At 70.0% G+C, this 14,491-nt stretch carries 10 protein-coding genes; 5 read left to right on the top strand and 5 right to left on the bottom strand.

All coding sequences use genetic code 11. The annotated features are described in order from the left end of the window. Nucleotides 1-173 precede the first annotated feature (173 nt). Together sucD and sucC are read right to left on the bottom strand one after the other, a co-directional pair. The gene (sucD, locus tag ACFVTC_RS17470; protein WP_390127749.1) at nt 174-1,106 is read right to left on the bottom strand and encodes a succinate--CoA ligase subunit alpha; all 933 of its coding nucleotides are present in this window, start codon (nt 1,104-1,106) and stop codon (nt 174-176) included. A gap of 11 nt (nt 1,107-1,117) precedes the next feature. Further along, nucleotides 1,118-2,248, bottom strand: a complete 1,131-nt coding sequence (gene sucC, locus ACFVTC_RS17465) for an ADP-forming succinate--CoA ligase subunit beta (RefSeq protein ID WP_390127747.1) — start codon at nt 2,246-2,248, stop codon at nt 1,118-1,120. Between the two features lie 145 nt (nt 2,249-2,393). Here sucC and ACFVTC_RS17460 point away from each other — a divergent pair, with 145 nt between their 5' ends. The 5 genes from ACFVTC_RS17460 to ACFVTC_RS17440 all read left to right on the top strand — a co-directional run bounded on the left by ACFVTC_RS17460 (nt 2,394) and on the right by ACFVTC_RS17440 (nt 10,445). Next, nucleotides 2,394-4,088, top strand: a complete 1,695-nt coding sequence (locus tag ACFVTC_RS17460) for a thiamine pyrophosphate-binding protein (protein ID WP_390127745.1) — start codon at nt 2,394-2,396, stop codon at nt 4,086-4,088. A gap of 10 nt (nt 4,089-4,098) precedes the next feature. After that, the gene (frc, locus tag ACFVTC_RS17455; RefSeq protein ID WP_390127744.1) at nt 4,099-5,376 is read left to right on the top strand and encodes a formyl-CoA transferase; all 1,278 of its coding nucleotides are present in this window, start codon (nt 4,099-4,101) and stop codon (nt 5,374-5,376) included. Nucleotides 5,377-5,379: 3 nt separating this feature from the next. After that, nucleotides 5,380-7,524 (top strand): acetate--CoA ligase family protein, encoded by a 2,145-nt coding sequence (locus ACFVTC_RS17450; protein WP_390127741.1) that lies wholly within the window; start codon nt 5,380-5,382, stop codon nt 7,522-7,524. Between the two features lie 124 nt (nt 7,525-7,648). Then, nucleotides 7,649-9,037 carry an OFA family MFS transporter gene (locus tag ACFVTC_RS17445; protein ID WP_390127739.1) on the top strand — a complete coding sequence of 463 codons (1,389 nt, stop codon included), beginning with the start codon at nt 7,649-7,651 and terminating at the stop codon, nt 9,035-9,037. A gap of 1 nt (nt 9,038) precedes the next feature. Further along, nucleotides 9,039-10,445: an OFA family MFS transporter gene (locus ACFVTC_RS17440; RefSeq protein WP_390127737.1), complete on the top strand. Its 1,407-nt coding sequence runs from the start codon at nt 9,039-9,041 to the stop codon at nt 10,443-10,445. A gap of 127 nt (nt 10,446-10,572) precedes the next feature. On the opposite strand, the gene ACFVTC_RS17435 is transcribed toward ACFVTC_RS17440, so the two are convergent. The 3 genes from ACFVTC_RS17435 to eboE all read right to left on the bottom strand — a co-directional run bounded on the left by ACFVTC_RS17435 (nt 10,573) and on the right by eboE (nt 14,490). Beyond that, nucleotides 10,573-11,769, bottom strand: a complete 1,197-nt coding sequence (locus tag ACFVTC_RS17435; protein WP_390127735.1) for a sugar phosphate isomerase/epimerase family protein — start codon at nt 11,767-11,769, stop codon at nt 10,573-10,575. Between the two features lie 154 nt (nt 11,770-11,923). Then, nucleotides 11,924-13,324 carry an alkaline phosphatase family protein gene (locus ACFVTC_RS17430; protein ID WP_390127733.1) on the bottom strand — a complete coding sequence of 467 codons (1,401 nt, stop codon included), beginning with the start codon at nt 13,322-13,324 and terminating at the stop codon, nt 11,924-11,926. Continuing rightward, nucleotides 13,321-14,490 (bottom strand): metabolite traffic protein EboE, encoded by a 1,170-nt coding sequence (gene eboE, locus ACFVTC_RS17425; RefSeq protein WP_390127732.1) that lies wholly within the window; start codon nt 14,488-14,490, stop codon nt 13,321-13,323. The genes ACFVTC_RS17430 and eboE overlap by 4 nt, the downstream gene beginning before the upstream one ends. Nucleotide 14,491: the final 1 nt, after the last annotated feature.

The raw sequence follows: 14,491 nt of genomic DNA, 5'->3' as shown, positions 1-14,491 counted from the left end.
GTCGCGTCCGTACGGAGGACGACGGTGGTCGGGTCCGTACGGAGGAAGGTGGACGGGGGTGCGTACGCGGGAGGGTGGCCGCGTCCGCACGAGGAAGGTTCCGTACCAGGAAGGTACTGACGCGGGTCCGCTTGTGACAGTCACCGCACATCGACTATGAGTGACGTCTCACCTCACCCGCCGGTGGCGACACGCTCCGCCTCCAGCCGCGCCAGCACCAGCCGGGCCGTCTCGGTCGGGGTGCCGCCCACCGGCACCCCGGCCGCTTCCAGGGCCGCCTTCTTGGCCTGGGCGGTGCCGGACGAACCGGAGACGATCGCGCCGGCGTGCCCCATCGTCTTGCCCTCGGGCGCGGTGAACCCGGCGATGTAGCCGACGACCGGCTTGGTGACGTGGTCGCGGATGTAGGCGGCGGCCCGCTCCTCCGCGTCGCCGCCGATCTCGCCGATGAGGACGACGAGGTCGGTGTCGGGGTCGTCCTGGAAGGCGGCCAGGCAGTCGATGTGCGTGGTGCCGACGACGGGGTCGCCGCCGATGCCCACACACGTCGAGAAGCCGATGTCGCGCAGCTCGTACATGAGTTGGTAGGTCAGTGTGCCCGACTTGGAGACCAGGCCGATGCGTCCGGGCTTGGTGATGTCGGCGGGGATGATGCCCGCGTTCGACTGGCCGGGGCTGATCAGGCCGGGGCAGTTGGGGCCGATGACACGGGTGCCCTTCGCGGCGGCGTACGCGTGGAAGGCGACGGCGTCGTGGACGGGGATGCCCTCGGTGATGACGACGGCGAGTGCGATCCCCGCGTCGGCGGCCTCCAGCACGGCGGCCTTGGCGAACGCGGGCGGCACGAAGACGACGGTGACGTCGGCGCCGGTGGCCTCCGTCCCCTCGCGCACCGAACCGAAGACCGGCACGGTCACCGGAGTGCCGCCCCGGCCGTCGAGGCTTCGGGGGACGTCGAAGTCGACGCTGCGGCCCGCCTTGCGCGGATTGACGCCGCCCACCACGTCCGTGCCGGCGGCGAGCATCCGCAGGGTGTGTTTCATGCCCTCGCCGCCGGTCATGCCCTGGACGAGGATCTTGCTCTCCTTGCTGAGGAAGACGGCCATGTCCCACTCCTTCAGTCGGCGGTGGCGAGTCGGGCGGCGCGGCGCGCGGCGCCGTCCATGGTGGTGGCCTGCTCGACCAGGGGGTGCGCGCGGTCGTCGAGGACGGCCCGGCCGCGTACGGCGTTGTTGCCGTCGAGGCGGACCACGAGCGGTTTGGTCAACCGGACGCTCTCCAGGGCTTGCACGATGCCCATGGCGACGGTGTCGCAGGCCGTGATGCCGCCGAAGACGTTCACGAGGACCGATTTCACCGCCGGGTCGGAGAGGACCACGGACAGGCCGTCGGCCATGATCCGGGCGGAGGCGCCGCCGCCGATGTCGAGGAAGTTGGCGGGGCGGGCGCCGCATCCGGCGACCACGTCGAGGGTCGACATGACCAGGCCCGCGCCGTTGCCGATGATGCCGACCTCGCCGTCCAGCTTGACGTAGTTCAGCCCTCTGGCCGCGGCGGCCGCCTCCAGGGGGTCGTCGTGCGGTGCGTCCTTCTCTCCCCAGCGTTCCTGCCGGAAGCGGGCGTTGTCGTCGAGGGTGACCTTGCCGTCCAGGGCGAGGATCTGCCCCTGGACGGTGCGCACGAGGGGGTTCACCTCGACGAGCAGGGCGTCCTCTCGGGTCAGCACCCCCCACAGGCGTACCAGGACGTCGACGGTCCGCGGGGGAAGGCCGGCGGCTTCGGCGATCTCGGCCGCCTTGGCCGAGGTGACGCCTTCGGCGGGGTCGACGGGGATGCGCGCGACGGCGTCGGGCCGGGTCGCGGCCACCTCCTCGATGTCCATGCCGCCCTGTGCCGAGGCGATGGCGAGGAAGCGCCCGGCCGCCCGGTCGAGGACGTAGCTGACGTAGAACTCGCTCTCGATGTCGACGGGTTGGGCCAGCATCACCTCGCGGACGGTGTGGCCCTTGATGTCCATGCCGAGGATCTGGCGCGCCGTCAGTTCCGCCGCGGCCGGATCCGCGGCGACTTTCACGCCGCCGGCCTTGCCGCGGCCGCCCGTCTTCACCTGTGCCTTGACGACCACCCGGCCGCCGAGCCGGCGGGCGATCCCGCGGGCCTCCTTGGGCGAGTCGGTGACCTCGGCCCTCGGTACCGAGATGCCGTGTTCCTCGAAGAGTTCCCTTGCCTGGTGCTCGTACAGGTCCATACCTCGGCTCCTGCCTGAAAGTGCCGCACGCCCCCTGGACACCACCCACCGGATGCGGGATAACAAGTTTCATACAGTATTCGTCGACTGTATGCAATGTACCGCGAGAGCGTTCCAACCCCCTACGAAGGGACAGGACTTCGCCATGCCCGACGGCAGCAGCGACACCAACTCGACCCTCATCTCAGGTGGGCACCTGGTCGCAAAGGCACTCAGAGCGGAAGGCGTGGAGGTCGTCTACACCTTGTGCGGCGGCCACATCATCGACATCTACGACGGCTGTGTCGACGAGGGCATAGAGGTCGTCGACGTACGTCACGAGCAGGTCGCCGCCCACGCGGCCGACGGCTACGCGCGGATCACCGGCAAACCCGGATGCGCGGTCGTCACGGCCGGGCCGGGTACCACCGATGCCGTGACGGGCGTCGCGAACGCCTTCCGCGCCGAGTCCCCGATGCTGCTGATCGGCGGTCAGGGGGCGCACACCCAGCACAAGATGGGCTCTCTCCAGGACCTGCCGCACGTCGACATGATGACGCCGATCACCAAGTTCGCCGCGACCGTCCCGGACACGGCGCGCGCCGCCGACATGGTGTCGATGGCGTTCCGGGAGTGCTACCACGGCGCACCCGGTCCGTCCTTCCTGGAGATCCCGCGCGACGTCCTGGACGCCAAGGTGCCGGTCGACAAGGCCCGGATCCCCGCCGCCGGCCGGTACCGCGCCTCGACCCGCTCGGCCGGCGACCCCGAGGCGATCGAGCGGCTCGCCGATCTGCTCGTGCACGCCGAGAAGCCCGCGATCCTGCTGGGCAGCCAGGTGTGGACGACCCGGGGCACCGAGGCGGCCATCGATCTCGTACGCACCCTCAACATCCCCGCGTACATGAACGGCGCGGGACGCGGCACGCTGCCGCCCGGGGACCCGCACCACTTCCAGCTCTCCCGCCGGTACGCGTTCTCCCACGCCGACGTGATCGTGATCGTGGGCACGCCCTTCGACTTCCGTATGGGCTACGGCAAACGGCTCTCCCCCGACGCGACGGTCGTGCAGATCGACCTCGACTACCGGACCGTCGGCAAGAACCGGGACATCGACCTGGGGATCGTCGGGGACGCGGGGCTGGTCCTGAAGTCGGTGACCGACGCCGCCTCCGGACGCGTCAACGGGGGTGCGTCGCGGCGCAAGGAGTGGCTCGACGAACTGCGGGCCGCCGAACAGACGGCACTCGACAAGCGGCTGCCCAGCCTGAGGTCGGACGCCTCCCCCATCCACCCGTACCGACTGGTGAGCGAGATCAACGACTTCCTCACCGAGGACTCCATCTACATCGGGGACGGCGGCGACATCGTCACCTTCTCCGGGCAGGTCGTACAGCCCAAGTCACCGGGCCACTGGATGGACCCGGGCCCGCTCGGCACCCTCGGCGTCGGCATCCCCTTCGTCCTCGCGGCGAAGAAGGCGCGCCCCGACAAGGAGGTCGTGGCCCTCTTCGGCGACGGCGCCTTCTCCCTCACCGGCTGGGACTTCGAGACCCTCGTCCGTTACGACCTGCCGTTCGTCGGCATCGTGGGCAACAACTCCTCGATGAACCAGATCCGTTACGGCCAGGCCCAGAAGTACGGGCTGGAGCGCGAGCGGGTCGGCAACACCCTCGGCGACGTCCACTACGACAAGTTCGCGCAGATGCTCGGGGGTCACGGCGAGGAGGTCCGCGACCCCGCCGACATCGCCCCGGCGCTGCGCCGCGCCCGCGAGTCGGGCAAGCCGTCGCTCATCAACGTCTGGGTCGACCCGGACGCGTACGCCCCCGGAACCATGAACCAGACGATGTACAAGTGAGGTGCCCCCGATGACACCGACGACACCGACCACACCGACGACCGCGATCCCGGGAACGTCGGGCAAGGCTCTCGAAGGAATCCGCGTCCTCGACATGACGCACGTCCAGTCCGGCCCCTCCGCCACCCAGCTGCTCGCCTGGCTCGGCGCGGACGTCGTCAAGCTGGAGGCGCCGACCGGCGACATCACCCGCAAGCAGCTGCGGGACCTCCCAGACGTCGACTCCCTCTACTTCACGATGCTCAACTGCAACAAGCGCAGCATCACGCTCAACACCAAGACCGAGCGCGGCAAGGAGATCCTCACCGAGCTGATCCGGCGTTCCGACGTCATGGTCGAGAACTTCGGGCCGGGCGCCGTCGACCGCATGGGCTTCACCTGGGACCGCGTCCAGGAGATCAACCCCAGGATCGTCTACGCCTCCATCAAGGGCTTCGGGGACGGCCCCTACACCGACTTCAAGGCGTACGAGGTCGTGGCGCAGGCCATGGGCGGGTCGATGGCGACCACCGGCTTCGAGGACGGGCCACCGCTGGCGACGGGTGCTCAGATCGGCGACTCGGGCACGGGTGTCCACGCGGTCGCGGGCATCCTCGCCGCCCTGTTCCAGCGGGAGAGCACGGGACGCGGGCAGCGCGTGAACGTGGCGATGCAGCACGCGGTGCTCAACCTGTGCCGGGTCAAGCTCCGGGACCAGCAGCGCCTGGCGCACGGGCCGTTGGCCGAATACCCCAACGAGGACTTCGGCGACGAGGTGCCCCGGTCCGGCAACGCGTCCGGCGGCGGTCAGCCCGGCTGGGCGGTCAAGTGCGCGCCGGGCGGCCCCAACGACTACGTGTACGTCATCGTGCAGCCGGTCGGCTGGAAGCCGCTCACCGAACTGATCGGGCGGCCGGAGCTGGCTGACGACCCCGAATGGGCCACCCCGGAGGCCCGGCTGCCCCAGCTCACCAAGATGTTCCAGCTCATCGAGGAGTGGTCGGCGACCCTCCCCAAGTGGGAGGTGCTGGAGAGGCTCAACGCCCACAACATCCCCTGCGGCCCGATCCTGTCCACCAAGGAGATCGTCGAGGACGAGTCGCTGGTCGCCAACGAGATGGTCGTGACCGTGCCGCACCCCGAGCGGGGCGAGTTCGTGACGGTCGGCAGTCCGCTGAAGCTCTCCGACTCCCCCGTGGACGTGACCAGTTCACCGCTGCTCGGCCAGCACAACGAAGAGGTCTACATCGGCGAGCTCGGCCTCGGCGACGAGGAACTGCGCCTGCTCAAGTCGAACGGAGTGATCTGAGTGATGGCCGAAGACCGGGTGCTGAGGGTGCGCGCGCTCCTCGACGCCGTACGGGCCGAGGGACGAACCGCGCTCACCGCGCCCGAGGGCAAGGTGATCGCCGACGCGTACGCGATCGCCGTACCGGGCGAGGAACTGGCGAGGGACGTCGACGAGGCGGTGGCGTACGCGGCACGCTTCGGCGGGCCCGTCGTGATGAAGATCGTCTCCCCGGACATCCTGCACAAGACGGATGCCGGCGGTGTCGTCGTCGGCGTGGAGGGCGCGGCGGACGTGCGCGCGGCCTTCCACCGGATCGTCGAGAACGCGAAGGCGTACGACCCGCGGGCCCGTGTCGAAGGCGTCCAGGTGCAGGAACTGCTCCCCCGGGGGCAGGAGGTCATCGTCGGCGCCGTGACGGACCCGACCTTCGGGAAAGTGGTGGCGTTCGGGCTCGGCGGTGTCCTGGTCGAGGTCCTCAAGGACGTCACCTTCCGGCTCGCCCCCGTGAGCGCCGACGAGGCCCTGTCGATGCTGGACTCGATCCGGGCGGCCGAGATCCTGCGCGGGGTGCGGGGCGCGCCGCCGGTGGACCGGTGGGCGATCGCCGAGCAGATCCGCCGGGTCTCCGAACTCGTCGCGGACTTCCCGGAGATAGCCGAGGTCGACCTCAACCCGGTGATCGCCACGCCGGAGGGCGCCCTCGCCGCGGACATCCGGGTGATCCTCGCCGAGTCGCTCCCCAAGGAGCGGCGCAAGTACGGCCGCGAGGAGATCCTCACCTCGATGCGGCGGCTGATGCAGCCCTCCTCGGTGGCCGTGATCGGCGCCTCCAACGAGCAGGGCAAGATCGGGAACTCGGTGATGCGCAACCTCGTCGACGGCGGCTTCGCCGGCGAGATCCACCCGGTGAACCCCAAGGCCGATGACATCCTGGGCCGCAAGGCGTACAAGAGTGTCACGGACGTTCCAGGTGAGGTGGACGTGGCGGTCTTCGCGATCCCCGCCAAGTTCGTGGCCGCGGCCCTGGAGGAGGTGGGACGCAAGGGCGTCCCCAACGCCGTGCTGATCCCCTCCGGATTCGCGGAGACCGGTGAACAGGCACTCCAGGACGAGATCGTGGCGATCGCCGAGCGGCACGGCATCCGGCTCCTCGGGCCGAACATCTACGGCTACTACTCGACCTGGCAGGACCTCTGCGCCACGTTCTGCACGCCGTACGACGTCAAGGGCGGTGTCGCGCTGACCTCGCAGTCCGGCGGCATCGGCATGGCCGTCCTGGGCTTCGCGCGCACCACGAGGACGGGCGTCTCCGCGATCGTCGGGCTCGGCAACAAGTCGGACCTGGACGAGGACGACCTGCTGACCTGGTTCGGCGAGGACCCGCACACCGAGTGCATCGCGATGCACCTGGAGGACCTCAAGGACGGCCGCGCCTTCGTGGAGGCCGCTCGCGCGACGGTCCCCAAGAAGCCGGTCGTGGTCCTGAAGGCGGGCCGCACCGCCGCCGGGGCGAAGGCCGCCGGTTCGCACACGGGCGCGCTCGCGGGCGACGACGCCGTGTACGAGGACATCCTGAAACAGGCCGGCGTCATCAGGGCTCCGGGGCTGCGCGACATGCTGGAGTACGCGCGCGCACTGCCGGTGCTGCCGGCTCCCCGGGGAGACAACGTCGTGATCATCACGGGCGCGGGCGGCAGCGGCGTCCTTCTCTCCGACGCCGTGATGGACAACGGTCTGACCCTGATGGAGATACCGCCGGACCTGGACGCGTCCTTCAGGGCGTTCATCCCGCCCTTCGGAGCCGCGGGCAACCCGGTCGACATCACGGGCGGCGAGCCGCCGTCGACGTACGAGGCGACGATCCGGCTGGGCCTGGAGGATCCGCGCGTCCACGCCCTCGTCCTCGGTTACTGGCACACCATCGTCACCCCTCCCATGGTCTTCGCCGAGCTCACCGCGCGCGTGGTGGCCGAGTTCCGGGCGCGAGGCGTCGAGAAGCCGGTGGTGGCGTCGCTCGCGGGCGACGTCGAGGTCGAGGAGGCCTGCCAGTACCTGTACGAGCGGGGTGTCGTGGCCTACCCGTACACGACCGAGACGCCGGTGGCGGTCCTGGGCGCCAAGTACCGCTGGGCGCGCGCGGCCGGACTGTTGGGGGGCGGTTCATGAGGTGAACCAGGGCGGGAGCGGCCGACGGTGCGCGTCGGCCGCCCCCAGGACCCGTGCGCACACGAAAGGCATTTGGACAGGGGGCGCTGGCCAGATCTTTCGACGCAAGGGGTGCTGAACCGACATGACGACCACCGACCTATCGACATCCGTCCCCTACAGGGAGGTGACGGATCGCAACGGCCGCCTGTACCGGATCGGTGAGACCGACCGGGACATCATGGGGCGACCACGCTGGACCATGGTGCTCTTCCCCTGGATGGGGATGCTGGGCATCAGTTCCTCGGAGTACGCGTTCACCTCCGCCGAGGACACCCTGCACGACGCCCACCTGTGGAGCAGTGGGCACATCTTCTGGCTGATGGGTGTCTGGATCTTCTTCCAGGCGGCCGTGGCATTCCCGGCCGGGCAACTGCGGGAGAGCGGACGGCTGCCCGCGCGGTACGCCATGATGCTCGGCGCGCTGGGCACTGTACTGGGCTATGTCTCGCTGGCGTTCGCGCCGCATGTGAGCGTCGCGTATCTCGGCTTCGGGATGTTCAGCGGCATCGGCGCCGGCCTCGTCTACGCGACCTGCGTGAACATGGTCGGCAAGTGGTACCCGGAGCGCAAGGGTGGGAAGACCGGCCTGGTCAACGGCGGTTTCGCCTATGGCTCGGTGCCCTTCGTCTTCCTGTTCACCTCGTACATGGACCTGGGCAACTACCGGACCGTTCTGGTGACGGTGGGCCTGGTCTGCTGCCTGGTGGTGGCGTTCGCGGGCTGGTTCTTCAAGGACCCGCCCAAGGGCTGGTGGCCTCCGCACGTGGACCCGCTGAAGGTGTCGTCCGACCCCAGGATCCGGCGGGCGCTGGAGAAGAACCCGCCGGCGGTGAAGCAGTACACCCCCAGGGAGGCCGCCCGCACACCCGTCCTGTGGATGATGTGGTTCTGTCTGCTGTGCACGGCGGGCATCAACATCTTCGGTATCGCCTTCCAGGTGCCGTTCGGCAAGGACATGGGGTTCGCGGGCGGGATCGTGGCCACCGCGATGTCCCTGAAGGCGATCGTCAACGGGACCGGGCGCGGCGTGATCGGCTGGATCTCCGACCGCTTCGGGCGCCGCAACACACTGATCATCGTCTGTCTGGTGCTGGGCTCCGCCCAGTTCGGCGTGCTGGTCTCGGGCCAGATGGGCAGCATGCCGTTCTTCCTGTTCTGCTCCATGGTCTCCGGTTTCGGCGGCGGGGCGATCTTCCCGCTCTTCGCGGCCATGACGGCGGACTACTTCGGCGAGAACAACAACGCCTCCAACTACGGGATGGTCTACAGCTCGAAGCTGATCTCGGGCCTGGTGGGCTCCGGCATGGGCGCGGTCGTCGTCGGCGCGTGGGACTACCACGGGGCCTTCGTGCTCGCGGGGTCCATCGGCCTGGCCTCCGCCGTCCTGGCACTGTTCCTGAAATCACCGGGCACCCCCAAGGCCCGGAGCATCGTCCCCAACCCGCAACCGCTCGGCGAGGAGATGGCGTGACATGACGGCGGACCCCATCGCCACCGAGGGCGCGTCGGCCGAAGCCGGCGCCCCGAACCGCTCGTACCGCGAAGTCACCGACGTCCGGGGCCGTGTCTACCGGATCGGCGAGACGGACCGGGACATCCTGGGCCACTCACGCAAGTTCATGGTGTACCTGCCGTGGATCGCCATGATGGCCATCAGCGTCTTCGAGTACGCGTACGGCTCCGCGGAGGACACTCTGTCCCACGCGCACGGCTGGACGCAGAGCAACACCTTCTGGATCCTGAGCGTCTGGGTCTTCTTCCAGGCCGGCATAGCCTTCCCGGCGGGCTGGATGCGGGAGAAGGGCGTCCTCACCGCCCGCAGGGCCATGTACCTCGGCGCGGTCATGTGCGTACTCGGCTTCCTCGCCCTGTCGCACCTGAGCAACGTGCTGCTGGCCATCCTGGGCTTCGGTGTCATCGGGGGCATCGGCTCGGGCCTGGTCTACGCGACCTGCATCAACATGGTCGGCAAGTGGTTCCCCGAACGGCGGGGCGCCAGGACCGGCTTCGTCAACGGCGGATTCGCCTACGGCTCCCTGCCCTTCATCTTCATCTTCAACTACGCGTTCGACACCGGGAACTACCATCGCGTCCTGGACCTCATCGGGTGCTACGTGATGATCGTCGTCCTGTCCACCGCGTTCTTCTTCAAGGACCCGCCGAAGAACTGGTGGCCGGCGGACATCGACCCGCTGACCCACGGCGGCGACACCAGGACCGCGGCGACCCTCGCCAAGAACCCGCCCGCGGTGAAGCAGTACACCCCGAAGGAGGCCGTCAGGACGGGCGTCCTCCCCCTGATGTGGATCACCCTCGTGATGACCGCGGGCGTGTCGATCTTCGGGATCTCCTTCCAGGTCGACTTCGCCAAGGAGGTGGGCTTCGGTCCCCTGGTGGCGGCGTCCTCGATGGGCATCATGGCCGTCATCAACGGCATCGGCCGCGCGGTGGTGGGCTGGCTGTCCGACACCTGGGGACGCAAGCTGACCCTGGTGTTCGTCATCGTCGTCCTGGGGCTCGCGCAGTTCGGCGTGATCTGGGCCGGGAACGTCAGGAGCGAGTGGCTCTTCCTGTTCTTCGCCTTCCTCTCCGGGTTCGGCGGCGGTGCCTTCTACCCGATGTTCGCGGCCCTGACCCCGGACTACTTCGGCGAGAACTACAACGCCACCAACTACGGCCTGGTGTACAGCGGGAAACTGGTCAGCGGTCTGTTCGGCGGCGGTCTCGGCTCGATGGTGGTCGCCGCCTGGGGTTACGACGGCGCGTACGCGCTGGCCGGCGGCATCTCGATGGCGGCGGCGGCGATCGCGCTGCTGCTGAAACAGCCGGGGCGCGAAGCCGAGTTGAGCGGGCGTACGCAGCCGCGGCCCGCCGGCTGACGGGACGAGAGGGGGACGGCGGGCAACGGAACGGAACGTGCGCGGACGTACGGACATCAGGCGGCCCTTCCCACGAGACACGTGTGGGGAGGGCCGCCTGACGTGGCGCGCCGGTTGGAGGCCGTGTCTAGTGACGCTTCTCGCGGAGGGCGGCGAGGTGGTCGTAACCGATCTTCGCGTGCTTCAGCGACTGCCCCGGGTCGGCGGCACTCGGGGCGTTGTCCTGCTCGACCATCGGGTTGTGGTGACTCCGGTCGCCGACACGGGAGAAGAACGTGGTGTAGTCGATGACGCCGGTGCCGAAGGGCACCATGTCGTAGCCCATTCCGTTGGTGGTGTTGACGGTGCCGTCCTTGGCGTGGAAGAGCGGGTAGCGCTTGTCGTTGCGGACGACGAGCCCGGCGGGATCGAAGATCTTCTCCCGGGTGGAGCCGTCGTGGGCGGTGTAGGTGCGGAACTTGTACTGGGCCACGTGCGCCCAGAAGATGTCCATCTCCAGCCAGACCGCCTTCGGGTCGGTGACCTTCAGGAAGTACTCCAGTTTGCGGATGCCCGAACTGCGGGTCGGCCGGCCCTGGTCGTCCAGCGGGCCCCCGTCGAGCAGGAAGCCGTACGCCGCGTCGTGGTTGTGGGTGTACAGCTTGAGGCCGGCGCGGCGGGCGATCCCGCCGAGCGCGTTCCACTTGTCGGCGGCGACGTCCCAGTCCGAGCGGTAGGCGCTGCCGGTGGGATCTCCGCCGGTGCCCACGTGCGCCATGCCGAGGATGTTGGCGATCTCCAGGTGCTTCTTGAAGGTGTCCAGGTCGGGTGTGGTGAGGGGCCAGGACGACGGTATGAAGCCGTGGTTGCCCTGGGCCCGCAGCCCGTGGTCGTCGAGCCAGGAGCGCAGCAGCCTGGCGCCCTCCACGGACTCCAGGTTCGCTCCGCCGGGGGCGTTGGCGTGCTGGCCGTACCCGGCGAACTCCACCTGGCGGTAGCCGAAGCGCGAGAGCTGCTTGAAGACCTCGCGGAAGCCGGAGGGCAGGTCGGTGGCGAGCGGGTCGCGGCCCGTCGCGTCACGGACGGTGTAGAGGATGATGCCGCGCCGGTTCGCGGGCACGAGGATGTCACCGCCGTGACCGTGACCGTGGTCGTGGTCGTGGCCTCTGCCCCGGTCGTGGGCGACGGCGGGAGAGGCGCCGAGGACGGGTGCCGCGATCGCCGCGGTCGCGGCGGCGGTGCAGGTGCTGAGGAAGCGGCGGCGGTTGACTCCGAGTGTGCGGCGCAGGGCGTCGCCGACTGCGGGTTCGTCGTTGAACGCGGGTCCGTCGTTGAACGCGGTCACGGTGTCTCTCTTTCGGGTCGGTGTTCAGCGGTGCCGGGTGCCGGAGGGTGCGCTGCCGTCCGGGCCGGTGGCCCGCCGGGCAGGTGCGGGACGCGCGGCCGAGGCGTTGTCAGTGGCGCGTGTTTCACTTTCCGTAGTCGCTCGTCCGGCCTCGTCACTCGAGACCGGCGAGGCCGAGCAGCAGGGATTTCACTTCGGTGGCCGCGATGCGGCCGGTGCCTGTGCGGGGGGTGGAGCAGATGAGGAGCGGACCTTCGTCGTCGCTCGCGGGAAGGCGGCCGTGGCTGCCGCGAAGAGCCGAGGGGTCGAGGGGGACGACGGCCATGCGGTAGCGCAGCCCGAGCTTCTTGCGGGCCAGCGCCGTGGCGGCCTTCACCTTGACGTAGGGGTCGAGGGGGTCCATGAACAGTTCGGCCGGGTCGTATCCGGGTTTGCGGTGGATCTCTACGAGGCGCGCGAAGTCGGGCGCGCGGGCGTCGTCGAGCCAGTAGTAGTACGTGAACCAGGCGTCCGGTTCGGCGACGGCCACGAGTTCGCCGGAGCGCGGATGGTCGAGGTGGTGGGCCTTCTTGCCCTCGTCGTCGAGGAGCCGCTCGATGCCGGGCAGACCGGTGAGCGCCGCCCTGGTGGCCTCCAGGTCCTCGGGGCGTCGTACGTAGACGTGGGCGATCTGGTGGTCGGCGACCCCGAAGGCGCGGGAGGCCATCGGGTCGAGGTACTCCATGCCGTCCTGGGTGTGCACCTCGAGGAGACCGGCGCGGCGCAGGGCGCGGTTGATGTCGACGGGACGGTCCACGCGGGTGATGCCGTACTCGGAGAGCGCGACGACGGTGCGGCCTTCGGCCTCGGCTTCGTCGAGAAGGGGCGTGACGGCGGCGTCGAGGTCGGCGGCCGCCCGGTGGGAGCGCGGGTCGTCGGGGCCGAAGCGCTGCAGGTCGTAGTCGAGGTGGGGGAGGTAGCAGAGGGTCAGGTCCGGCCGGCGGGTGCGGTTGACGTGCCGGGTCGCGTCGATGATCCAGCGGCTTGAGGCGAGGTCGGCGCCGGGTCCCCAGAAGTGGAAGAGGGGGAACGTACCGAACTCCGCGGTGAGTTCGTCGTGCAGGGCCGGGGGCCGGGTGTAGCAGTCGGGTTCCTTGCGGCCGTCGGCGTAGTAGACGGGACGGGGGGTGACGGTGATGTCGGTGTCGGCGCCCATGGCGTACCACCAGCAGATGTTGGCGACCGTGTAGCCGGGGTGCGCGCGGCGCGCGGCGTCCCACAGTTTGTCGCCGGACACCAGGCCGTTGTGCTGCCGCCACAGGAGTACGTCGCCGAGTTCGCGGAAGTACCAGCCGTTGCCGACGATGCCGTGCTCGCCGGGGTGGGTGCCGGTGAGGAAGGTGGACTGGGCGGCGCAGGTGACGGCGGGCAGGACGGTGCCGAGCGGGGCGCTGAAACCGGACCGGCCGAGCGCTTTGAGGCGGGGCATGTGGTCGAGCAGGCGGGGGGTGAGGCCGACGACGTCGAGGACGAGCAGCGGGGTGGGCCCGGAACGCTCCGGCGTCGGGTGGGTCACGGCAGCTCCTTGAGGCCCAGGTCCGTCAGCAGATCGCGGGCGAGGGTGAGTTCGGCGGCGATGCCGTCGATGAGCTGGGCCCGGGTCCGGGGGCGCAGCTCGGGCGGCAGGGCCTGCCAGGTGTAGGTCTCGACCTCCAGGTGCCGGGTGAGCGGGTGCGGGCCGCCGACGAGACGGGTCAGCGCGGCCTTGAGGACGGGGAGGGTCGAGGTGAGGGGTGCGGCGGGGGGCGCGTGCAGCGGGACGTGGAAGTGGGCGCGCCACGGGGTGGTGTCGGGCAGCGCGTCGCCGGTCAGGGCCTCGCCCAGGTCGTCGGTGCCGCGCAGGCCCGTGGCGGTGGTGGCGCGGGTCTGGTGCAGGAAGCGGGGTTCGTCGAAGGCGGCGAGGGCCGCGCGGACTTCGGGGAGACGGGGGTGTTCGGCGTGCAGGGCCGCGGAGAGCTGGGACTTGACGATGGGGACGCCGGCCTCGGTGAGGGCGTCCAGGGCGGTGTGCGGGTCCTCGAAGGAGGTGGCGAGGTGGCACGTGTCCACGCAGATGCCGATGCGGTCGTGGCCGATGGCGGTGAGCGGCGCGAGCGCGTCGGCGGTGGTCTCGACGGTGCAGCCCGGTTCGGGTTCCAGGCCGACGCGCAGCGAGCGTCCGGTGAGTTCGTGGAGGGCGTCGAGGCGTTCCGCGAGGGTGGTCAGCGCGGCTCGGGCCCTCGCCGCGCGGTGGTCGTCGTAGGCGGTGCGCCAGGCCAGCGGCAGGGTGGAGACGCTGCCTTCGGTGATGTCGTCGGGGAGGAGCTGGGCGAGGACGCGGGCGAGGGCGGTGGTGTGGGCGAGGCGTTCCGGGTCGGCCCAGTCGGGCCGGTACACGCGGTACTTGACCTCTTCGGCGCCGAAGCCCTCGTAGGGGAAGCCGTTGAGGGTGACGACCTCGAGGCCGCGGCGGTCGAGTTCGGTGCGCAGGGCCCGCAGCGCGGAGGGGTCGGTGACCAGGGCGTGGGCGGCGTCCTTGGCGAGCCACAGGCCGATGCCGAGGCGGTCGCGGCCGAGGCGCCGGCGGACGGGTTCGCAGTGGTCGCGGAGCTGGGCGAGGACGCCGTCGAGGGTTTCGGCGGGGTGGACGTTGGTGCAGTAGGCGAGGTGGACGGTGGAGCCGTCGGGGTGGCGGAAGCGCATC

Origin of the sequence: Streptomyces sp. NPDC057950, from assembly GCF_042887295.1 — a bacterium.
Classification (GTDB): Bacteria; Actinomycetota; Actinomycetes; order Streptomycetales; family Streptomycetaceae; genus Streptomyces; species Streptomyces kaempferi.
Note: the sequence above shows the minus strand (reverse complement) of the source record. Positions and strands in the feature narration are given on the sequence as shown.

What these genes read in the sequence shown, in the direction of transcription:
- sucC (WP_390127747.1), bottom strand. Translation starts at nt 2,248, where the DNA reads ATGGACCTGTACGAGCACCAGGCAAGGGAACTCTTCGAGGAACACGGC.
- frc (WP_390127744.1), top strand. Translation starts at nt 4,099, where the DNA reads ATGACACCGACGACACCGACCACACCGACGACCGCGATCCCGGGAACG.
- ACFVTC_RS17445 (WP_390127739.1), top strand. Translation starts at nt 7,649, where the DNA reads ATGACGACCACCGACCTATCGACATCCGTCCCCTACAGGGAGGTGACG.
- eboE (WP_390127732.1), bottom strand. Translation starts at nt 14,490, where the DNA reads ATGCGCTTCCGCCACCCCGACGGCTCCACCGTCCACCTCGCCTACTGC.
- sucD (WP_390127749.1), bottom strand. Translation starts at nt 1,106, where the DNA reads ATGGCCGTCTTCCTCAGCAAGGAGAGCAAGATCCTCGTCCAGGGCATG.
- ACFVTC_RS17440 (WP_390127737.1), top strand. Translation starts at nt 9,039, where the DNA reads ATGACGGCGGACCCCATCGCCACCGAGGGCGCGTCGGCCGAAGCCGGC.
- ACFVTC_RS17460 (WP_390127745.1), top strand. Translation starts at nt 2,394, where the DNA reads ATGCCCGACGGCAGCAGCGACACCAACTCGACCCTCATCTCAGGTGGG.
- ACFVTC_RS17450 (WP_390127741.1), top strand. Translation starts at nt 5,380, where the DNA reads ATGGCCGAAGACCGGGTGCTGAGGGTGCGCGCGCTCCTCGACGCCGTA.